A 21423-nucleotide genomic window follows, 5' to 3' on the forward strand; every position below is an offset into this window, starting at 1 on the left:
AACCTTTTTCTCGTTGATATAATATTCCTGGTTCCGCAATTCCTCAGTTACGTTTTCATATCCGTAACAGCAGAATTCCTGTGATAGAATGTCTTTGATTTCTTCTATCACCACCTGATTTTCTACCATGGAGCCATCCAGCTTCAAAGTATGAGTACTGGGTTTTGCACCCCGCTTTCCATTCCTGCTCTTATAGTAATATACACTTCCGGGCATATCCATCCAGGATAAAAGCGTGCTGCAAGGGATCAGATGCTTGAATTGTGAGACGATCATCTTCTTGTCCTGGTTTGAATGGGAGTTTTTTTTAAAAGCTCAGACTTCACTTCAATCTCCAGGGCCTGTCTGGCGATGATACGTTTCAACCGCTCATTCTCCTCTTCCAAAGCTCTTACCTCCGGATCTACCCGGTGATAGGCCGGCTTCAAACCTTCCATGCCCTTGGCCAGATACTTCTTCTTCCATCTGGCGTACAGCGAGGGAGCCAGATTATACTTCCGACAAGTGGCAACGGAGCCTTCGCGTTCTCCTTCCTGAATGATAGCAAGTCTGTCCTCTGGTGTGAAAGCTCTTCTTTCTTTTTTCATCGTTCCCTAATTTAATGGTTCTAAATTGTTTTCTAAATTTAGTCCAGTCTTTTAGGGGGCTAGTACAAATGACTGGACAATTTTGGAAGCAATTGTGAAGAGCTATTACAATGGTTATTATACAGACGCGTCTGGTCAGTCAGGTAACAGGATAGTAGATCTTTTCTCGAGCTCCGCAACCAATTATTTTGCGCAGAATCCAACAGCCCCTTATGTAGATGGATTACTTTATGCCATAAAGGCAATCTATGGAAGCGCCATTAATCTGTACCGAACGTCAGCGTCTTCAACGAACTATCAGCCGGTACAAATTGGGCCAGGAAATTTGTTACGCGATCAACAATGTCCATAATTTCTTTAAACAAACCAAAATGAAAAAAGCAATTTTATTTCTTGCAGCATTGATCTGCACACTTCACTCTTTCAGTCAGCAAACCTCTATAAAAAACATTGTCACAATCAATTTACCTTCCGGATCGAAAAAAATAGCTAATTCAAAAGTTGGAAGTATTTCGACAGAATATTCGCGTCTTAGTACAGAAAGTGACAACGTTGAGTTTTACAAAATTGACTCGGTAGTTTTTCAGTTCGCCGCCTCTCCAGGTGAAGTACCACAAGATCATTTAGAACAAAGAAAGAAAGGAATGGACGATCTGTATGAAACCGCAAACTGGAATCACAAGTCTGTAATCGAAACCATTAATGGTATTAAATACTTAACCGTATATTACGAACATCAAGGTACAGCAAGTATTAGCGTAACTGGCATCAATAAAGCCAGAAACAAAGGGATTGTCATTTCTACAAGAGTCGATATGACAAAAAAAACGAAGGCCGAGAAAATAATGAAACAGCTAATCAAGACAATAAAGTTCTCTGAATAATTTTCTTGATGTTATAAACACAGAAAATAGCGTAACTTGAACATGTTTCTGACTACATTGCTTAGTAGAAGCTTTTAGCTGATAACCCACGTTTCAAAACTTTAAAATAAAATTAAGTTATAAACGGGGCGTCACCGAAAGGCCATAAGAGTAGGAACCTAAATCTTATTTAAATGAACTATTATTTCGCTGTACTATCGCGGTATGCAACATTCAGTGGCAGAGCCACAAGAAGTGAGTATTGGTATTTCCAACTCTTCAACATGATCATCGCCATTGTTCTGATGATCCTTGATTTACAATTCGGATTGAATTTCCTGCAGATGATCTATTCACTAGCTGTACTTCTTCCCTCTATTGCAGTCGGCGTAAGACGAATGCATGATGTCAATAAAAGCGGCTGGTTTCTGATCATTCCGTTCTATAACCTTTACCTGGCCTGCATTGATGGCACCAGAGGCGAAAATGCCTTCGGTGAAGATCCGAAAGGGCGTGCGGGCTTCGGAGCAGCGGATTATCAAAGACCTACAGACCTAATTGCTTAACATGGCCGGTCTGCCTGATCAGACTACCAGTTTGTCGTAATCTTTCAATACGAGCTCGAGGAACTCATAATCATTGAATTCAGGAGGACATGCAATGCCGAGGTGCTCCTGAATTCTCATGGCGAGCTTAAAAACGATGATGTTGTTCCCTGTTATTTTGTAGGTGCGGATTACCTCTTTGACGAGTGCGATATCTTCGTCGCTTAGCTGCAGCACTTCGCGGAAAGTCACCTGCTCCTCCCCTTGTTCGTGATTGAAGGTAAGTTCATCCAGCCTCTCCAATGGATTGGTCCTGATGATGACAGTTCCCGCAACCAGGTCGCCGAGGCGCTGCTTTTTATCCGTGAAAGCAATGCTGGTTATCGCTGCCGCGCCCATTGTGATACCTAAGTCGATGATGCGGAAGATCCAGCGAAGCAGGTACTGTCCGACGCTAGCCCGCTTTCCACTCGCACTCATCACCCGGATCCCCACCACGCGCTTGCCTACTGTCTGGCCCTTAAAGAAGACTTCGGCGATCACATCGTATAGACCGCAGATGATCAGCCAGGAGAGCATAAGTTTCACAATTACTGAATTTTGATTTTGTAACGCAGGGCTGAGTATCCAAATACCTGCAAAAAACACAAACATATAGAAGACCCAGAACAACCCGTAGTCGATGCATCTCGCTTTGATCCGGTCGCCGATTGAAGCGACCTGGTAATCGATGTAAATATTCTGAGAAGTCTTTATAGTAATAGTTTGCATAATCGGTCAGGAATTTAGGAAGGAATTTAATTTTGTGCTTTGAGATCAAATAATTGTTGTTAAATTTCCGAAATAAAGTTTCAATAACCAATATGCGTGAGGCCTTATTTATTAAACAAAATTCAGGGCGCTGGCGGGAATATGAAAGCACTCCGACTGCCGACCCCGATGAGCTCGCCGAACGCTTTATTGCATTGACGGACGATCTGGCATATGCCAAGACCTTCTATCCGAAATCAAAAACAACCGCTTACCTGAATAAACTGGCAGCGAACTTCCATCAGGGTATTTACAAGAATAAGAAAGAGGATTCGAGGCGGATCCTGCGCTTCTGGAAGTATGAGCTTCCTTACCTCTTTCAGAAGTACCGCCGGCAACTGTTGTATTCGCTTGCTTTCTTTGCCAGCTTTGTTTTTATGGGTGTTCTTTCTGCGAAATACGATGAAACATTCATTCGCCTGATCTTAGGAGATGGCTATGTGAACATGACTAATAATAATATTGCTAAAGGCGATCCTTTTGGGGTTTACAAAGAAAAAGATTCCTTTTTGATGTTCCTGATGATTGCCAAGAATAACCTGAATGTTACGGCCCTGTGCTTTGTTTCCGGAATTCTGCTATCTGTTGGGCCTATGTACGTGCTCTTCAAGAACGGTATCATGCTCGGTGCCTTTGAATACCTGTTCATTGGCCAGGGTCTGGGCCTGCAGTCGACACTTGTCATCTGGATTCATGGAACAATCGAAATCTCCTGCATCGTAATCGCGGGAGCGGCAGGACTGATCCTGGGGAACAGCATTTTGTTTCCGGGCACCTATTCACGCATGACCTCAATGAAAAAAGGCGCTATGGACGGCATGAAGATCATGATCGGCATCTCCCCTCTTGTCGTAATCGCCGCTATTCTGGAAAGCTATATAACCAGACATACGCAAATGCCCCTATGGCTGAGCGTCAGCATTCTCGCTTGCTCCGCTGCCTTCATGATCTGGTATGTGTGCCTCTATCCACGATCACTGAAAACTAACCTGAACCTAAGCTTTTTCAATCATAATGAATCCCAAAGTAACACTGAACCAGATCAGGACATTCAACGATCTGTTCGACGACACGACACAATTTCTTAAACAGAACTGGAAACCACTTCTAAATGCATACTTATACGTCTGCGGCTATCCACTGCTGGCACTGATCGCTCTGTTTTGTTTCGAGCAAGCTCAGTCGATCTTCCACTTGCGTTTGGGCGACTATATGTTCGGACTCACTTACGTTAGCCGGATTATCCTGAGCGTTATCCTTATGGTACTTTTGAACCTGACCGTGCTCTCCTATATGTTGTTGTATAAGGAGAACGATCAGCAGGTGCCTTCTAAGACAGATGTTTATCACTATGTGAAGTACTATTTTGTGCGTGTACTGATCTCAAATATTGTGCTTTGGATCGGTCTGGTGATCGCTTTTATTCTCATATTTTTTCCTGGATTCTATTTCATGCCCGTCGCACTATTGATCATAACCATTATGGTGCTGGAAAATGCAGATTTGGGCTATGCCTTCAACCGTGCTTTTCAACTGATCAAGGGTCACTGGTGGCAAACTGCGGGGGCCATTCTTCTTAACATGCTTTTAATATGGTCGATCTGCATGTTGTTTTTTATTCCTGTCGCAATGATATGCGGTGTGATCACGATACTTGCGGGCTGGCCATTCGCCTCTGTCTTTGGCTTTGTTGCGGCTATCTCTTTTTTTCTCCTGCAGTTTGCAGGTGCCTTGTCGCCTATTCTAATGGTGCTGATTTACTTCAACCTGTATGAGCGTCATGACAACCACCATTTGCTGCAGCGGATTGAGATGCTGGGAAAAACCCAGTCAAGCGCTGATCATCTTCAGGCAGAAGATTACTAGCATGTACAAACTGCCTCAATTCCTTTATTTTTCCCTGTTCTTGTTGCTGGCTATGCAGGCAAGCGGATCAGCTGCTGTTCAAATGCGGAATGACACCGTAAGTCGCCCGAATGTTACCGGTATAGCGCATCATCAGAAGCATTTACAGACAAGACCGCCGGGAATCAGAACGCTGAACAGCGAGGCTCTCAAGATCTACCGTCAGCAGCCGGAGTTCCAGTATAATGATGAAACGAAGGTGCAGGAACAAAGCTGGTGGTCGCGTTTCTGGAGGGCCTTTTGGCGTTGGCTGGAGAGCCTGTTCGGGAAAGAGGATACAGAGACGGAGCCCACATCAACTGCCTGGGGCACTCTGCTCGTTATCTTGTTTGTTGCGGTGGTACTCTACCTCGCCATGAAATACATGCATCTGGAGAACATCTTCAGAAAAAAACCGGAAAGCCTTTCCATCCCTTATAACGAGTCGCTGAAAAACATTCATGAGATCAGCTTTGACAATCAGATTTCCGAAGCTATTGAAAAGAAAAACTACAAAATTGCCGTGCGGCTGCATTATTTAAGTGTGCTGAAGCGGCTGAATGATGCGGGGCTGATCGCCTGGCAGCCCGACAAACCCAATTCGGTTTATCTGCAGGAATTAGAAGACAAGAAGTATCGCGAAACATTTGAGTTGCTTACGCGCCAGTTCGAGTACGTATGGTATGGCGATTTTCCACTCGGAGAACAGGCATTCGGAAATATTAACCGGCTCTTTGCCGACTTTAAAAGAACACTGCCATGAGAAATATCAAGCCTGTTTACCTCATTGCAGCTTTGCTGATCATCGCGTATGTGGCGGCCCAGTACTACAAACCGCGGGCTGTTGACTGGAGTTCCACGCTATACAACCATAAAAAGGCACCCTTTGATACCTATATTTTGTATCATCGGATCGGAGATCTGTTTCCCGGTTCCGCTGTGCAGACCTCCAGAGAGCCGGTGTATAATACTCTGGAACGGAAACGCCCAGGGAAGGTTACTTACATCATCATCTGCAACACCACCAATGTGGACCGTACCGACTATAAAAAGCTGGAATCTTTTGTCAGAGCGGGAAATGATGTGTTTATTGCCACGAATTCACTGGCCTATATGGAACAGAAGCTGAAGATTAAGGCGGACTACGAAGGTAACATGCAACGGCCCGCCCGTGTGAGTTTCTCCCGCCCTGATCTCGCCAAAGAAAACTTCAGCTTTGAGCGCGAAATTACAAACGGGTATTATCAGGATCTTGACAGCAACCGCTTTGAACCGCTCGGGGTAAATGAAAAGGGGCATGCAAACTTCGTGCGCCTGAGAATGGGAAAAGGTTCTCTATTTCTGCATGCTAATCCGCTGATGTTTAGCAATTATGCGTTGTTGGAAAAAGGCGGTGCCCGATATGCATCGCTGGCCCTGTCTCATCTCGACGTGAATAAGCACGTGATATGGGACGAGTTTTATACCCGGGGACGGGGCGGCAGTGAGTCTGAGATGCGGTTTTTCCTCGCTCACCCTTCTTTACGCTGGGCAGTCTACATTGCCTTTTTCGGTCTGATCCTCTTTGTATTATATCAGGTGAAGCGCAGGCAGGCGGCTATTCCGGTGATCAGTCCCCCGGACAATAATTCCGTTGAGTTTGCCCGGGTAGTAGGCCAGGTTTACTATGAACATCGGGATAATAGCAATATCGCACTGAAGAAAGTCGCCTATTTCCTGGAACATATCCGTACCAAGTATCATATGCGGACCCATGTATTGAATGACGAGTTCGTTGTTCTGCTGGCGAAAAAAGCCGGAGCAGAAAAAAAGCTGCTGCAGGAGCTCTGTCATCAGATCATCCTGATCAGGAACGGACATGAAGTAGCAGATGCCGAACTCATGGCATTAAATGAAAAAATGGAACAATTTTACAAGCAAACGCGCTAATCAATGGAAAACGAGTTATTTGAACAACGCACGGACCTCAGCTTTTTGAACGAGGCAGTAAATAAGATCAGGGAGAGCATAGGCCAGGTGATCATCGGCCAGGCGGAGAGTGTCGACCTGCTGATTGCCGGGATCCTGGCCGACGGGCACCTGCTGATAGAAGGTGTTCCGGGCGTAGCAAAGACACTGAGCGCCAAGTTGATCGCCAGGAGCATTGACGCGCATTTCTCCAGGATTCAGTTTACGCCCGATATGATGCCCTCGGATGTGCTGGGTACTTCGGTCTTCAACCCGAAGACAGTGGAATTCGATTTCAGGAAGGGTCCGATCTTCGGCAATATTGTTCTGATCGACGAAATCAACAGGGCACCGGCCAAAACACAGTCGGCCCTTTTTGAGGTGATGGAAGAGCGGCAGATCACGGTAGACGGGTTTACCCACCGCCTGCAGGAACCTTTTATTGTGCTGGCGACGCAGAACCCGGTTGAACATGAAGGCACATACCGCCTTCCGGAGGCACAGCTCGACCGCTTCCTGTTTAAGATTGAAGTAAAGTATCCCACGCTTGAAGAAGAAATTGAAATCCTCACGCGTCAGCATCAGCAAAAAACCACGGAGCAGATTGCTTCCATAACACCGGTGCTGACAAAAGATGATATATTGAAGTTGCGCAAGCAAGTGCTGGAGTTGTTTGTAGAACCACACATTCTTGAGTTTGTGGCTAAGATCATCCATGAGACGCGGAACAATGGCTCTCTCCTGCTGGGCGGCTCTCCACGTGCCTCGCTGGCCATCGTCCATGCAGCCAAGGCTATAGCGGCCATGAGCGGGCGGGACTTTGTTACGCCTGAGGACATCATCCGGGTGACTCCTGCTGTGCTGAGGCACCGCGTGATTCTGACGCCGGAAAAGGAAATGGAGGGCATTTTACCGGATGAGGTTATTTCGCAAATTATTCATAAGATTGAAATTCCGAGATAATGCAAAATTCCTTGTTCAGCCTCTTCTATAGAAACCTATTTCTGACTGGCAGACTATTCGGGGCACTGGCTTGTTCGGCTCTGCTGTTCATGACTTCTTTTTTTCTGCCCTGGCTGAACATCGTTCCCTACTTAATATTTTTCGTAACGATGGCGCTGCTATTGCTGGACTTGGCGCTCTTGTATAGTGGAAGGAACCGCCTTTTTGCGAAACGGCATATGCCCGAGCGTCTGAGTAACGGAGACGAGAATGAGATCAGCATTTACCTGGAGAGCCGCTATGGGCTCTGGCTTAATTTGGAGATTATCGACGAGATCCCCCAGCAGTTTCAGAAGCGCGACCTTGTATTCAGAACAAAACTGAAGGCCCGGGGAGATACGCTCATCAACTATACGCTGCGGCCTACACGGCGCGGAGAGTATACATTTAACCTGCTGAGGGTATTTGTGAGCTCCCCGTTAGGATTAATACAACGGCGGTATAGCTTCGGAGAGCCGGTGAGCGTGGCTGTCTATCCATCCTTTCTGATGATGCGCAAGTATGAGCTGATGGCAATTTCCAACCGTTTATCGGAAGTGGGGATCAAAAAGATCAGGCGATTGGGGACCAGCATGGAATTTGAACAGCTGAAGAACTATACACCCGGTGATGATTACCGCTCTATTAACTGGAAGGCCACTGCCAGACAGGGAAACCTGATGGTGAACACCTATTCGGATGAAAAAGCGCAGAATGTCTATTGCATCATCGACAAGTCGCGCAACATGAAGTCAGCATTTGAGGGGCTGAGCCTGCTGGACTATGCGATCAATACCAGTCTGATCCTGTCGAGCGTAGCGCTGCTGAAGGAGGACAAAGCCGGACTAATCACCGTATCGGATACTGCAGGGGCGTGTATTGCGGCAGACAGACGTTCCGGACAGCTTAACCGGATTATGGAAGCCCTTTATAAAGAGAAGAGCCGTTATCTCGAGACAAATTTCGAGCTGCTTTACAACATCACGAGGAAAACTCTGAAACAGAGAAGTCTAGTTGTATTCTTCGGTAACTTTGAAAGCATGCACAGTTTGGAGCGGCAGCTCCCCTTTCTGAAGAAAATTGCGAAGTTCCATCTCCTGGTTGTCGTTTTCTTTGAAAACACAGAGCTGAAGAAGCTGAGTGGAGAAAAAGCTGCAAACGTAGAGGAAATCTATATCAAGACCATCGCGGAAAAGCTTGTCTACGAGAAGAAACTCATCGCAAAGGAGCTCGCACGCCACGGTATCCAGACTATCCTTACAGCTCCTCAAAACGTGACGGTCAATACCATTAACCGTTATCTGCAAATCAAGTCCAGCCAGAAGTTATAAGTGTAAGCCAGCTTGCTCCTTTTCCCCGAGGAGGTCAAAGAACGGTAATCGGATCGCGAGAAGATTCGCATCTTGAGAAGATCGAAATACTACTGAATGTTAATATGTTAACAATTTTTTAGCTATTTTTTCACATGCTTTTCTCTATCTTTATAAAAGACCAAAGCAAAGAATCTTCACCGTATGTAAACTTACTCTTATGACCTGGAAAAAATTTAGCGGAGAGACCATCTCGAACTCTATACATGACGCAGTAGAGAAAGCCATTTTACGCGAATATCACCAGGGTAATAAGCTAAAAGTATGTATCGGAACAGATTCGCAAGTGAAGGGATCGAACACAGACTATGCCACGGTGATCGTGTTTATCCGAGAAAAAAAAGGAGCGTTCATGTTTATTCATCAGGAACGAAGTTCCATCAAGATGAGTATCAAGGAAAGAATGCTGACGGAAGTGCAGAAATCAATAGAAGTTGCTTATGCCCTCTGTGACCTGCTGGATTTGTATCATGTAGATCTGGAAGTACATGCCGACATCAACACGAATCCGATGTTTAAATCCAACCAGGCATTACATGACGCCATGGGTTATATCCTGAGTATGGGATTTGTGTTCAAAGCGAAGCCGGAAGCCTTCGCGAGTTCCGCATGTGCCAATAAGATGGTACACTGAGGGATATTTTGTACTTTTGCTGCATGCTTTCTTATACCGAAGAGAATTATTTAAAAGCACTCTTTCACCTTACATACGAAACGGAGAACAGTAGCGAAGCCGGAACCAACCAACTGGCTTCTTTTATGGGGGTTAAGCCTGCCACGGCTACCGATATGCTCAGGAAGTTGAAGGAGAAGGGACTGATTGACTATGAGAAGTATGGAAAGATCACCTTATCTGATGAGGGGAAAAGTCATGCCCTGGAGGTGCTGCGTAAGCACAGGCTTTGGGAGACCTTCCTTTTTCAGAAACTGGATTTTTCCTGGGATGAGGTGCACGAGGTGGCAGAACAGCTGGAACACATCCATTCTCCGAAGCTGATCGATAAGCTGGACAAATTTTTAGGATTCCCGGAATACGACCCCCATGGCGACGCGATACCGGATGCAAATGGTAATCTGAAACCTTCTTTCAGAAGATCGCTTGCGGAAGTAGAGCCTGGCAGTGATTGCAAAATGGTCGCCGTGCGCGACAATACCGTCGCTTTTCTTCAGTATGTAAGTCAGCTAAACCTAAAGATCGATACCCCTATCAAAGTCTTGTCCCGTCAGAGTTATGACGGCACTATTGAGATTTTAATTGATAATCAATTGAATACGGTTTCTCAGAAATTTGCTGAAAACATAATGATTGTTTAGACCTTTGATAGACAACAACAGAAACAATGAACGTCAACATACGAAATAAAAAAGCCTATTTTGAATACCATATCCTCGACAAATACGTGGCTGGCATCCAGTTCCTGGGAACGGAGATCAAGTCGGTACGGGAGGGTAAAGCCAATTTGAATGATGCTTTCTGCGCTTTTCTGGGGAACCAGCTGTATGTGAGAAACATGCACATCTCCGAATACTCGCACGGCTCATTTTACAACCATGAGTCGAAGCGGGACCGAGCACTGCTGCTGACCAAGAAGGAACTGAAGAAACTGCGCGATAAAAGTGAGGAAAAGGGTTTTACGATCGTTCCTCTCGGGCTGTTCATCAGTGAACGAGGATTTGCGAAGCTGGAAATCGGTCTGGCACAGGGTAAGAAGACTTTCGACAAGCGTGATACGATTAAAGACAGGGAAAGTAAGATAGAGCTTGACAGAGCGATGAAGCGCTAGTCAGATTCGTTTACTACCAGGCCTGATCACCAACAAGAGGAACAAAGCGGAAGGTGTCGAGTTCGATACGTTCAAAATCATTCTCATTGAGACGGATCACTGTAATCATTTTCTGGCTCTTTTCGTCGCCTACGGGGATCACCATCGTCCCACCTACTTTTAATTGCTTCAGCATGATCTCAGGCACAAATGGGGCGCCCGCAGTAACGAGGATCTTATCGTAAGGTCCATATTCTGCCAATCCTTTCGATCCATCGCCAAGAAAGAAGTTAGGGAAATAGCCCATCCTGTTGAGGAACAACTGAGCGCGGTGGTATAATTTTTCCTGGCGTTCTATGGTGTATACCGTTGCGCCAAGCTCAAGAAGGATGCAGGTTTGATAGCCGGAACCCGTACCTATCTCCAATACCTTATCGCCTTTGCGGATATGGAGAAGCTGGGTTTGATAGGCCACGGTATAGGGCTGTGAAATGGTTTGCCCCTCACCTATAGGAAATGCGATGTCGCGATATGCCTGGTTCCAGAAGGTTTCGTCAAAAAAATAATGTCTCGGTACCTTTCCTATTGCTTCCAGAACGTTGGAATCTTCAATTTGCCTTTCTTCCTTCAGCAGTTTGACCAACTTTTTTCTTGCTCCTTTTTCCCGGTAATTATCTATGAACTTGTAAGCCATTCTGATGCAAAAATAAGCTTAATTCGAGAATTAAACCTCATAATTAAACATGTGCCGGATACTGCATTAGGAATCAAGCGCATAATTTATGCACATTTCATCAGAATGGATCGACGTCGACCTGTATGAATGTACCCTTATTCTGCTTGTCGGCTTCAAAGCCCAGGAGTGCCTGTGCGAGGTATTCCTTGACCTGAGAGACGGGGATCCCCTTGCGTTCGATCTTGATGTAAATGGTTTTGATGTAGAGGTTGCGGATGCGGGAGATTATGGGCTCCTCTGGTCCCAGGACCCGTTCGCCGAGGGGCTTCCTGATCGCTGCCGCGAAGCGCTGTGCGGCTTCGTTCAGCACCATCTGATCCTTATGTTTGATGTCCAGCCGGATCATCCTGTAGAGCGGCGGATATTTAAAATTGAGCCGTTCCTGGATCTCGGTATTGAAGAGGCTGTCATAGTCATGCCGGATGACCTGGTCGATCACGCGGTGGCGGACATCATAGGTCTGGATAATGACCCGGCCGGGTTTCTCCCTTCTTCCGGCGCGGCCACTCACCTGGGAGAGCAACTGAAATCCTTTCTCAAATGCCCGGAAATCAGGAAAATTGAGCAAGCTATCTGCATTAATAATACCGATGAGTGTGACATGACTAAAGTCTAGTCCTTTTGCTACGATCTGCGTGCCTACGAGGATATCGATATTCTGTTCTTCGAAATCGCTGAGGATATGCTGGAAGCTGTTCTTGGCCCTGGTGGTGTCGAGGTCCATACGCGCAATACGGGCTTCAGGGAAAATATATTTCAGATCGTCTTCGATCTTTTCTGTACCAAAGCCTTTCGGCTCGATATGCACGGATCCGCAGGCGGGGCACGATGAAAGCACATCCTGCTTATAGCCGCAATAGTGGCAATGAAGCTGACCGGTACTTTTGTGGTAATTCATGCTCACATCGCAGTGGATGCACTTGGAGATATAGCCACAGGTGCGGCAGATGGATAAAGGTGTGTAGCCTCTTCTGTTTTGAAAGAGGATGACCTGCTCCTTCCGCTCCAGATTTTCCCTGATGGCATCGATGAGGACGCTGGTAAAGTTGGCCTGGATGGTCTTCTTGCTGGTCTCTTCACTGATGCTCACCACCTTTATATCGGGAAGTCCTGCTTCCCCGAACCGTTCGGTTAGCTGCACGAAGCCATATTTGGCCGACTTAGCATTGAAGAAGCTTTCCAGTGAAGGGGTGGCTGAACCCAGGAGGACCTTTGCCTGATGGATATGTGCCAGATAAACGGCTGTGTCGCGTGCATGGTAGCGCGGTGCCGGGTCTTGCTGCTTGTAGGATGTTTCATGTTCCTCGTCGACTACAATGAGTCCCAGGTTGCTAAACGGCAGGAAGACCGAGGACCGGGCTCCAAGAATAATTTTGTATTCATTCTTGAGGACCTTTGCCCATACTTCGGCACGCTCGTTATCGCCCATGCGGGAGTGATAGATACCGATGGTATGTCCGAAGTATTTCTTGAGACGCTCAATGATTTGTGTAGTCAGGGCAATCTCGGGAAGCAGGTACAGGACTTGTCTGCCCTGCTGAAGAATCGCTTCGATGAGACGAACGTATAGCTGCGTTTTCCCGGAAGACGTCACTCCATACAGGAGCACGACGTCTTTCTGTGTGAAATGCTGAAGGATATCCTGTTCAGCTTTTATCTGACTGTTGCTCAGGGTAAAATCAGCACCTAGTTCGAGTTCTTCCTGAGCCAGTCGGCTGACTACTTTGCTCTCCTGTACAAAGATTTCCTTATCAAGGAGTGTCTTGATGATCGAGGCGCTACAGCCACATTCTTCCATGATGTCCTTGCGGAGCACATCCTTATTGCCGCGGCTTAGTTTAAGCCAGGCAAGGAAGGCTTCCAGCTGTTTGGGGCTTCTTTCGAGCACTTGGAACAGAGCCTTTCTGTTCGCTTCATCCTCGTAGAGGGGGTTCAGGCGGACAAAGGCTTTTGTCTTAGGCTTGTACTTTTCGATGATCTCCTCAGAGATATGGATAATGCCTTTGTCGAACAGTGACTTCAGAAGCTTGAAAACGGATTTCTGTCCGAGGAGTTTGACGATATCATTGACCTTCAGTTCCGGCTGAATCTCAAGTGCGTCGATGATGAGGAATTCTTTGTCGCTCAGTTCCGCTTTGTCATATTCAGCATCATTGATCAGGATGACGCGAGTCTCACTTGCGAGCTTCAGGGCTGAAGGAAGCGCTGCCTGCATGACCTCTCCGAGGGTGCACATGTAGTAGGACGCCATCCATTCCCAGAGCTTAATCTGATGAGCATTGACAATGGGGCTATCATCCAGTATATCAATAATGTACTTTGCCTCATATAAAGTAGGTGCTTTATCCGAAACGGCGTAGATGACCGACGTATAGAACCTGCTTTTGCCGAACTGCACAACAGCGCGCTTGCCTACGGCAATCTGGTTATTGAGGGCTCGCGGCACACGGTATGTATAGGTCTTGGAAATAGACAGCGGAAGGATAACCTCTACAAAAAAGGTTTTGAAGTCGCCATCCGCTTCATTGAATTCGAGCATTATTTATTCTTGATTGCTGCCAGTAAAAGGAACACCCATCCGAGGATAAACATCAGTCCCCCTATTGGGGTAATGGGACCGAGGATCCCGGCTTCCAGACCTGTGACCGCCCGGGTTGATAAGAGATAAAGAGAGCCCGAAAACAAGAATATCCCTGCGGTGAAGGCATAGTAGGCGAACTCGATAAAGCGGTCGCGGTAGCGCACTATTGTAGACAGGAACAGGAGAGCCAGTGTATGATAGAAATGGTAGCTGACCCCTGTTTTCCAGTTTTCAAGGTCCGATGATGAGATGAGACTTTTCAGTCCGTGTGCTCCAAATGCGCCCAGGATAACGGCCAAAATTCCGAACAGGGATGCTGTGACGATAATTTTTTTGTTCATACTCAAATCTTAAGTTCGCTAAATTAATAAACCTGCCGCCTACGCGTTAAAAGATTTAACCCTCATTGTCTATTATCTTGTTTTATTTACGGACAAATAGAATCTCGTTCGCTCTTTGTATTCAGCTTAAAGGTAAAATTTATCTAAGTTTGTAAACAGACGATGAAGAAATTAATCATTTTCAGTTCTGTTCTGTTCATTGCGATCATATTCATCGCGGTCAAGTACTTCGCAGAACTTTCAGGTAACTCCAATAGCAGTACAAAAGTATTAAAATATATACCCTTCGACGCTACGCTGATTGTCAATTTCAGCAATGATGATTCGTTCTACGACATTGTTGAAGATTATCAGCTTTTTAGCGAGATCATCGGCGAGCGGCGCAGTGCCGAAATTTCGCAGCTTAAGGCCATGCTGCTAAACGACCCGCTGGTGGCGGAGATCAGCAAAGGAGAAAAGGTCTTTATTTCATTCCATCAGCTGAAGGCGGATTCGCTGGATTATCTTTTTTCAATAGGCATGGCCTCCAATGTAAAGCCGGATGAGGCGGAGCTGAGCCTGAAGAATATGGAGGGCGTGAAATTCAGTGCCCTGACGAAAGACGCGGAAGGCATTTACAAGCTGGAGCTGAACACCTTAAAAAGGCCTTTCTTTATCCATCTCGACAAGGGGGCTGCCAGCGGCAGTTTCTCATTAGAATTGTTGAAGCTGGCTGTGGATGAAAAAGCTGAGAAGCTGGATGATGAGTTCATTGAGCTGATCAATAAAGAAGCGGGGCAAAACCAGAACACGCCGGTTAAGCTGTTCGTCAACTCTGGCAGGCTGTCGCCCTTCCTCCTCTCCTTTATGAAGGGACGTGCCCATGGGCAGATGCAGCTGTTAAGCGGAATGAAGGGTTATGCAGCGCTTGGGATGAATTTTAAGAGTGATGCGCTGATGTTTAACGGAAACAGTATCCCGGATACGAATGGCACCAACTACCTCAGTACTTTTCTTAAACAGCGACCTGTAAAGAACCAGCTTAAGGCGGTATTGCCGCAGAATACGGCAAACTTTATCACTTTTGGTGTATCTAGCTTTGGGACATTTCACGACGATTTAAAACGGTATCTGACTAAGAGAAAGGAACTGGCCAAGCTGCAGGCCCAGGTGAAGGCCATTGTGACAGACCGGTCGCTGAATATTGACAACGAGCTGATTCCGAAATTAGGCAACGAGTTTCTCGTCTTTGAGACCGCTGAAGGAGAAAAACTAGGCTTGCTGAAGCTGAATGACGGTCCGGGTACGGAGGCATCGCTTCAGCAGCTGTCATCACAGGCCTCCGAATCCATCAGGAGGAGCAACTATTCAAACCTCTTCTATTATTGCTACGGCGATCCGATGAGGCCCTTTGTGAAGCCATATTTTCAGATCTTCGACAATATGCTGGTACTGGCCAACTCACAGGGAGCGATTAGCCGCTATATGGAGAACTATAAGGCGGGTAAATTCCTCACCAAGCAGAAAGACTTTAAGGAGCATGAGCAGCTTGTAGCATCGAGCAGCAATATCTCCTTCTTTGCGGAGAATAAGAATTCATCGAGACAGATCCGGTCTACACTAAAGGACCGGTACGCGGCGCTGTTTAAGGATACCGAATCGGGCTTGTCTAACTTTTACGGACTCTCGGTGCAGTGGAGTTCTGCCGACAAGTATTTCCAGACCAATGTATTTGCCAATTATAACACGCTGGCAAAAAGGGAATTCAAAAAAGAATGGTCGTATAAGATGAACGCGCGGATTGCTTCGGCACCGCAGGTGTTCAGGAAAGGCGATCAGCATATCATCATGGTTCAGGACAATGTGTACAACCTGTATGCGATTTCCGATGAGGGAAAGCGGATCTGGGCCACCCAGCTGCCTGGTACGATACGAGGCAAACTCTACCAGCTGAAGGACGAAACGATCGTATTTAACACCGAAGACCGGATTTACAGGATCCATCCGGACGGATCAGCAGTAAGCGGATTCCCTGTGTCCATTCCGCAGAAGACTGTATTGGGGCTTACCTTAACAGGCAATGACCCGGCTTCTGCCAGGATATATATTGCGGCGCAGGCTAAGATCCTGGGCTATTCGGCAGAAGGAAAGCCTCTGGAGAACTGGGACAAAAATCTGCCTTCACGAATCTTTACAGAACTCCTTTACACCGAGGTGGAGAATACCCCTTATATCATTGCCGGAACCCGCACCGGAGAGTTCTTCTTCTTTGACGAACGTGACGGATCGCTTTTGCACCAGTCGGCAGAAAAAAGCGTAGTGACCGATTTCAGAAGTCAGATGTTCCCTGTGATTCAGGAGAGTGCAGATAATTCATGGGTAGTGACGACCGATACGGCAGGTGTACTTCACGAAATTTCATTCAAGGATTCGGTATCGAGAACCAGTATTGGGGTGTGGGACGAAAATCACACATTCGGCTATAAAAATATTACGGGAGATAGTTATCCTGAGTATATTTACCTTGACAGCAAGGGACTCTCTGTGTTTAACCGGGATCATACATCTGTTTTCAGTTATGAGTTTGAAGATTCGGCGAAGAGAAACCTGCAGTTTTTCAGTACCGATAAGAGCTCATGGAGCATTGCTGTTTCATCTTATCAGACTAATGAAATATACCTATTTGACAACGAAGGCAATATCTCCAGGGGGTTTCCGGTTAAGGCTGCCGGTGAGTTTTATATGGGCATCATCCGGAACGACGGCTTACGATATCTTATCTGCGGAACTGCCGACGGCAACCTGCATGCCTATAAGCTATAGCTGGAAAGCCGCATTTTTCGGCGTGCTAACCTTATTGCTTTCTCTGAATGTATCTGCGCAGCAATTCTCGCTTTATGGAACTGGTACCCTATGGGATTCTTTTGAGAACCCTTCGCAGTCGCCTTATGAGCTGAATGAAAGCCGACAGTTTGCTTCTAATTTCCTGGTCCCGAATGCGGGGGTAAGCGTGAAGTTCAATGGACCGGCGCAGGTAGCTCTCAAAAATATCATCCTTTACACCAATGGCCTGTCGCTTAGTAATCTGGACGTAGATGCCACGAGGTTTAACAGGCTCAATGTGTCGGAAAACTCTTATCTGCTGATGTTTCGTCTGTTTAAAACGGTAAAGCATGGCAGGGAACTTGGATTTTCATGGCAGACACGGGCAGAGAGCTATGGCAAGCTGCATAACCAGGCGCTGATTGTGTATAAGACGGCCAATGACATGAACTTTAATGGTATTGACGAATATATCAATAAGAATGGTCCCGATCAGCTGCGAGCGACGCAGCTCGATGCACAAGCCTATCATCAATTAGGGTTTACATACAGGGAGCAGTGGGATCAGCGCCTGAGCTTCGGCATTAAGCTGAGTTACCTCAGCGGAATTGCCCATAACTCGCTGAGGATACGCTCTGCCACGCTGGACCAAGACCCCAACTCTCCGGGTTACCGGACGTTCACGATAAACGGCAGACTGAGGAGCAGCTACTATGACAATATAGCATGGGATGATCTGCGATTGAATTTCAGAAATCCGGGGATGTCTTTGTCGCTGAGCAGCAACTTGAAGCTGCGGGATGGATGGAATGTGATGACCAATCTGAAAGACCTGGGATTTATCCGTTGGAGCGGAGATTCATACCGGAACGGCACTGACCTGAATATTTACACGCTGGACGAGGGGGAAGATCAGCTAAACGCGATTCAGGACGTTCTGGTTAAGGAACGTTATACTTCCGTGATAGATGGTAAAGGTGAAGCGCTTATATCGAAGCAAATCGGTGCCTTTAAGCCTTCTGTCCTCCTTTCAAAAAGCCTTTTCAACCACAGTGGCGATGTAGTGCTAATGAATTCTTTCAGGCACAAGATCCTGCAGGTGGGCGTATCAGGCGCATACAACCTGAACGACTATTTTCAATTTGGGGGACAGCTGATGATTAAGTCGCCCAACGTAGAATTCTTTGTAGGCACGGATAATGTGTTTCAGTCGTACAAAGCGAAGGTTTTGCTTACGGATAATGCAGATGAACGAAAAGAAAGGCTGAATGAGGGAATCAAGGGTGCATCGGGTTATATCGGATTCTCCCTGAAGTTTGGTAGAATAGTAAGTGATCCTCAAAATGAGAATTACATTCCGGGAATCAATCACCGGATTCCCGGAACTGGATTTCTGAACAAGATATTTGGAAAGCGCGACTAGATAGCCTTCGGCGTAGTTGCGACAAAATCCTTCAGGTAGTAAGGCTCAAAGTAAGCGACATCTTCGAAGAGCTGTGCATTGTAGCGGCTAAATGCCTCTGTACTCATGTCTGCAGCTGAGTTTTCGAAGGTGTTGATGAAGGTTGCGTTGGGGTTCTCCCCCAGAGTATCCATACACTTTTCTGCACCATCGCCAAAGAATACCATTTGTTTGTCTTTAAGCAAATCAGCGAATGAGTCCTGGTCAATGATCTTTGCCGATACGGGATTTATCTCGTTTAACGCACTGTCATAAACCGCTGTGTAGACCTCCATTCTGCGGGCATCGATCATAGGGCAAAAAAAAGAATTGCTGTTGCCGGTGTTGATCTTTGTGTTCGATGCCATGACCTTAAGCGTATCTATCCCGATCAGGGGAATATCCAATGCGTAGCAGAGCCCTTTAGCTGTAGAAACGCCTATTCGCAGCCCCGTGTATGAACCAGGCCCTTTACTGACTGCCACTGCATCGAGTTGACTCATCTCCTTACCTGCATCTTTCATCACCTCCTGAATAAACGGTGTGATGCTGGAAGCGTGTATATTCCTTTCAGTAGCTTCTTTGACAGCGATAGTCTTCCCGTTTTCGGAAAGAGCGACAGAGCAGGATATGGTGGATGTCTCGATTTGAAGTATTAATGCCATAGAACTTAGATAAATGGTTTCTGTTTAAGGAACGGGGTCGTGACCATGACCTCCCCAGGGGTTACATCTGCCAATACGTTTAATGGTAAGCCAGCCGCCTTTGAAGGGACCGTGTTTGCTGATTGCTTCTGCACCGTACTGAGAGCAGGTGGGTGTAAAGCGGCATGAAGCGCCTGTTAAGGGAGAGATAAAATACTGATAGAATCGGATCAGCACCAGAAATAAGCGCCCGATAAGCCATACTAAACCGTTAAATATCGACTTTATCATATGCTTTCTGCAGTTGTTTGAGGACGGCTAACAGCTTCTTTTCGATGATCTTATAGTCGGCAATTTCATTTCCGATATAACTCAGGGAGAGCATAATACGGGTATTATGCTGATTTAAGACAGGGTAAAGCAGCGCATCTTTATGAAGTCGGTAGGCTTCCCTTATTCTTCTTTTCAGCAAATTTCTGTCTACTGCCTTTTTAAACTTACGTTTTGGTACGGCAACGACGACCTGTACGGGGTAATTTCCCGGAAGTATTTCGGGGATATGAACGACCCGGAAGGGGTATACTAAAAAAGAAGAACCGTCAGTAAAAAGCTTTTTTAAAAGCCTTTTATTACATAACCGTTCTTCTTTCTTAAATGTATGCATGTACTGATTGCTTGATGCCTAAATGCAGATCATCTGCAGCTCCTTGAGGAAAAAGGCTGCAATCAATAATTATGCTTTATGACGACGTTCGTCAGATACTGATAATCTTTTTCTGCCTTTGGCTCTTCTTGAAGCTAAAACCCTTCTACCATTGGCAGTGCTCATACGCTCTCTGAATCCGTGCTTATTTCTTCTTTTCCTCTGGGAAGGCTGGAATGTTCTTTTCATGACTTATATAAAATATGACTCTTTCTTACAAAGAGCGCAAATATAGATAGATTTTTTTTATTGTCAAATTTTGTATTAATAATAAGTCTTTTTTAGAGGATTGTTTACTTTTGAAATTATGGAAGAGGTGTCGCAATTAACTGAATTTGGAAAAGTATTTCTAATTCTTCTTGTGGGAGTGGCGGTAGTGTCGGGCACTATGCTGTTGTCGAAACTCCTGTCGCCATCCAAGCCAAATGCATTAAAACTAAGCTCTTATGAATGCGGGGAAGAACCAAGTGGGAATGCCTGGATGCAAATCAACTCCAGATTTTACGTTATCGCACTGGTGTTCCTGCTTTTTGAAGTTGAGATGATATTTATTTTTCCATGGTCGACTATTTTTGCACAGAAGGAACTTATAGGAGCGAGTTCTGCGTGGGGATGGCTGGCGTTGATCGAAATGTTCGTCTTTGTTGGTATCCTGCTGCTAGGACTGGTATATGTATGGAGGCGCAAAGACCTCAACTGGATTAAACCTGAGCCGAAGCCGACCATTGTAGAGACGGCTGTACCTTTGAGTGCTTACGATGGGATCAATGCCGAGACCTACATTACCCGGGCGTTTTCGACCGAACCTCTGAAAACATCTGCAGAACCTTCGGTTGCAATATCTTCACCTAAGCCGGCATTTAAGCCAGCCTTTAAAAGAGTACAGAAATGAGTTTAGATAAAATGTCGCAGGACGGTGGGGTTATTGTTACAAAGCTCGACGATCTGCTAAACTGGGCGAGGTTATCATCGCTATGGCCTGTAAGTTTCGGAATTGCCTGCTGCGCGATCGAAATGATGGGGGCCTACTCTGCCAACTTCGACCTTGACCGGATAGGTGTATTTCCGCGCCCTACACCGAGACAATCGGATGTGATCATCATCGCCGGAACGGTTACTTTTAAAATGGCTGAACGGATCAGGAGGCTCTATGAGCAGATGCCTGAACCGCGCTATGTCATCTCCATGGGCTCGTGCTCCAATTGCGGCGGTCCTTACTGGCAACACGGCTATCATGTAGTAAAAGGCGTGGACCGTGTCATCCCTGTAGACATCTATGTGCAGGGCTGTCCGCCAAGACCAGAGTCGCTGATCGGCGGCTTCCTGGAATTACAGAAAAAAATTGCAGAGGAGAGCCTGCTGACCTCCAGCTGATTAGGCTATCCTTTTCAGCTAGATTGTTCACCTCCTGACCGGGCATATATT

General features: G+C 46.3%; 24 protein-coding genes and 1 pseudogene. 15 read left to right on the top strand and 10 right to left on the bottom strand.

The genetic code is table 11. From position 1 onward, the window contains the following. Window positions 1-276 (bottom strand): annotated as a pseudogene (locus tag ACO1NU_RS07530) (hypothetical protein); the annotation flags it as partial. Next, window positions 273-587 carry a transposase gene (locus ACO1NU_RS07535; RefSeq protein WP_448817864.1) on the bottom strand — a complete coding sequence of 105 codons (315 nt, stop codon included), beginning with the start codon at window positions 585-587 and terminating at the stop codon, window positions 273-275. The pseudogene ACO1NU_RS07530 and the gene ACO1NU_RS07535, both read right to left, overlap by 4 nt. 248 nt (window positions 588-835) lie before the next feature. On the opposite strand from ACO1NU_RS07535, the gene ACO1NU_RS07540 reads away from it, so the two are divergent. Both ACO1NU_RS07540 and ACO1NU_RS07545 read left to right on the top strand, forming a co-directional pair. Continuing rightward, window positions 836-1471 (top strand): hypothetical protein, encoded by a 636-nt coding sequence (locus tag ACO1NU_RS07540; protein ID WP_448817865.1) that lies wholly within the window; start codon window positions 836-838, stop codon window positions 1469-1471. Window positions 1472-1644: 173 nt separating this feature from the next. Beyond that, window positions 1645-2016 (top strand): DUF805 domain-containing protein, encoded by a 372-nt coding sequence (locus ACO1NU_RS07545; RefSeq protein ID WP_448817866.1) that lies wholly within the window; start codon window positions 1645-1647, stop codon window positions 2014-2016. 18 nt (window positions 2017-2034) lie between these two features. Here ACO1NU_RS07545 and ACO1NU_RS07550 read toward each other — a convergent pair whose 3' ends face one another. Beyond that, the gene (locus ACO1NU_RS07550) at window positions 2035-2766 is read right to left on the bottom strand and encodes an RDD family protein (protein ID WP_448817867.1); all 732 of its coding nucleotides are present in this window, start codon (window positions 2764-2766) and stop codon (window positions 2035-2037) included. A gap of 92 nt (window positions 2767-2858) precedes the next feature. Between ACO1NU_RS07550 and ACO1NU_RS07555 the strand changes: the two genes are divergently transcribed. The 9 genes from ACO1NU_RS07555 (at window position 2859) to smpB (ending at window position 10771) form a co-directional block, all read left to right on the top strand. Then, a complete protein-coding gene (locus tag ACO1NU_RS07555; RefSeq protein ID WP_448817868.1) occupies window positions 2859-3893 on the top strand; it encodes a stage II sporulation protein M in 1035 nt (344 codons plus the stop codon). Then, window positions 3820-4671, top strand: coding sequence for a hypothetical protein (locus tag ACO1NU_RS07560; RefSeq protein ID WP_448817869.1), 852 nt, complete (start codon window positions 3820-3822; stop codon window positions 4669-4671). The genes ACO1NU_RS07555 and ACO1NU_RS07560 overlap by 74 nt, the downstream gene beginning before the upstream one ends. A gap of 1 nt (window position 4672) precedes the next feature. Then, on the top strand, window positions 4673-5452 hold the full coding sequence (locus ACO1NU_RS07565) for a DUF4129 domain-containing protein (RefSeq protein WP_448817870.1): 780 nt from the start codon (window positions 4673-4675) through the stop codon (window positions 5450-5452). Beyond that, window positions 5449-6618 (top strand): DUF4350 domain-containing protein, encoded by a 1170-nt coding sequence (locus tag ACO1NU_RS07570; protein ID WP_448817871.1) that lies wholly within the window; start codon window positions 5449-5451, stop codon window positions 6616-6618. Before ACO1NU_RS07565 ends, ACO1NU_RS07570 begins: the two co-directional genes overlap by 4 nt. Window positions 6619-6621: 3 nt before the next feature. Next, window positions 6622-7599 (top strand): AAA family ATPase, encoded by a 978-nt coding sequence (locus ACO1NU_RS07575; protein WP_448817872.1) that lies wholly within the window; start codon window positions 6622-6624, stop codon window positions 7597-7599. Continuing rightward, window positions 7599-8948 (top strand): DUF58 domain-containing protein, encoded by a 1350-nt coding sequence (locus ACO1NU_RS07580; protein ID WP_448817873.1) that lies wholly within the window; start codon window positions 7599-7601, stop codon window positions 8946-8948. Before ACO1NU_RS07575 ends, ACO1NU_RS07580 begins: the two co-directional genes overlap by 1 nt. A 199-nt stretch (window positions 8949-9147) precedes the next feature. Next, window positions 9148-9621: a ribonuclease H-like YkuK family protein gene (locus tag ACO1NU_RS07585; protein ID WP_448817874.1), complete on the top strand. Its 474-nt coding sequence runs from the start codon at window positions 9148-9150 to the stop codon at window positions 9619-9621. Between the two features lie 23 nt (window positions 9622-9644). Continuing rightward, window positions 9645-10301, top strand: coding sequence for a metal-dependent transcriptional regulator (locus ACO1NU_RS07590; RefSeq protein ID WP_448817875.1), 657 nt, complete (start codon window positions 9645-9647; stop codon window positions 10299-10301). A 26-nt stretch (window positions 10302-10327) separates the two neighbouring features. Beyond that, window positions 10328-10771 (top strand): SsrA-binding protein SmpB, encoded by a 444-nt coding sequence (gene smpB, locus ACO1NU_RS07595; RefSeq protein ID WP_448817876.1) that lies wholly within the window; start codon window positions 10328-10330, stop codon window positions 10769-10771. A gap of 13 nt (window positions 10772-10784) precedes the next feature. Here the strand turns inward: smpB and ACO1NU_RS07600 are convergent, their stop codons facing one another. The 3 genes from ACO1NU_RS07600 to ACO1NU_RS07610 form a co-directional block, all read right to left on the bottom strand. Further along, entirely contained in the window at window positions 10785-11444 is a 660-nt protein-coding gene (locus ACO1NU_RS07600) for a protein-L-isoaspartate(D-aspartate) O-methyltransferase (protein ID WP_448817877.1), read from the bottom strand. 100 nt (window positions 11445-11544) lie between these two features. Further along, a complete protein-coding gene (priA, locus tag ACO1NU_RS07605) occupies window positions 11545-14025 on the bottom strand; it encodes a replication restart helicase PriA (protein WP_448817878.1) in 2481 nt (826 codons plus the stop codon). Next, window positions 14025-14408, bottom strand: a complete 384-nt coding sequence (locus tag ACO1NU_RS07610) for a DUF423 domain-containing protein (protein ID WP_448817879.1) — start codon at window positions 14406-14408, stop codon at window positions 14025-14027. Before ACO1NU_RS07610 ends, priA begins: the two co-directional genes overlap by 1 nt. A gap of 162 nt (window positions 14409-14570) precedes the next feature. On the opposite strand from ACO1NU_RS07610, the gene ACO1NU_RS07615 reads away from it, so the two are divergent. Continuing rightward, window positions 14571-17210 (top strand): hypothetical protein, encoded by a 2640-nt coding sequence (locus ACO1NU_RS07615; protein ID WP_448817880.1) that lies wholly within the window; start codon window positions 14571-14573, stop codon window positions 17208-17210. Then, on the top strand, window positions 17194-18633 hold the full coding sequence (locus ACO1NU_RS07620; protein ID WP_448817881.1) for a DUF5723 family protein: 1440 nt from the start codon (window positions 17194-17196) through the stop codon (window positions 18631-18633). The genes ACO1NU_RS07615 and ACO1NU_RS07620 overlap by 17 nt, the downstream gene beginning before the upstream one ends. On the opposite strand, the gene tsaB is transcribed toward ACO1NU_RS07620, so the two are convergent. From tsaB to rpmH, 4 genes are all read right to left on the bottom strand, one after another. Next, window positions 18630-19316, bottom strand: a complete 687-nt coding sequence (gene tsaB, locus ACO1NU_RS07625) for a tRNA (adenosine(37)-N6)-threonylcarbamoyltransferase complex dimerization subunit type 1 TsaB (RefSeq protein WP_448817882.1) — start codon at window positions 19314-19316, stop codon at window positions 18630-18632. The two genes, ACO1NU_RS07620 and tsaB, sit on opposite strands and share 4 nt — an antisense overlap. A 24-nt stretch (window positions 19317-19340) precedes the next feature. After that, window positions 19341-19586, bottom strand: a complete 246-nt coding sequence (gene yidD / locus ACO1NU_RS07630; RefSeq protein ID WP_448817883.1) for a membrane protein insertion efficiency factor YidD — start codon at window positions 19584-19586, stop codon at window positions 19341-19343. Beyond that, window positions 19567-19959: a ribonuclease P protein component gene (locus tag ACO1NU_RS07635; protein ID WP_448817884.1), complete on the bottom strand. Its 393-nt coding sequence runs from the start codon at window positions 19957-19959 to the stop codon at window positions 19567-19569. The genes yidD and ACO1NU_RS07635 overlap by 20 nt, the downstream gene beginning before the upstream one ends. Before the next feature lie 69 nt (window positions 19960-20028). Then, window positions 20029-20187 (bottom strand): 50S ribosomal protein L34, encoded by a 159-nt coding sequence (rpmH, locus tag ACO1NU_RS07640; protein WP_092390256.1) that lies wholly within the window; start codon window positions 20185-20187, stop codon window positions 20029-20031. A 118-nt stretch (window positions 20188-20305) separates the two neighbouring features. On the opposite strand from rpmH, the gene ACO1NU_RS07645 reads away from it, so the two are divergent. Together ACO1NU_RS07645 and ACO1NU_RS07650 are read left to right on the top strand one after the other, a co-directional pair. Beyond that, window positions 20306-20890 carry an NADH-quinone oxidoreductase subunit A gene (locus ACO1NU_RS07645; protein WP_448817885.1) on the top strand — a complete coding sequence of 195 codons (585 nt, stop codon included), beginning with the start codon at window positions 20306-20308 and terminating at the stop codon, window positions 20888-20890. Next, window positions 20887-21372: an NADH-quinone oxidoreductase subunit B gene (locus tag ACO1NU_RS07650; protein WP_448817886.1), complete on the top strand. Its 486-nt coding sequence runs from the start codon at window positions 20887-20889 to the stop codon at window positions 21370-21372. Before ACO1NU_RS07645 ends, ACO1NU_RS07650 begins: the two co-directional genes overlap by 4 nt. Window positions 21373-21423: the final 51 nt, after the last annotated feature.

This window comes from Arcticibacter sp., assembly GCF_053551015.1.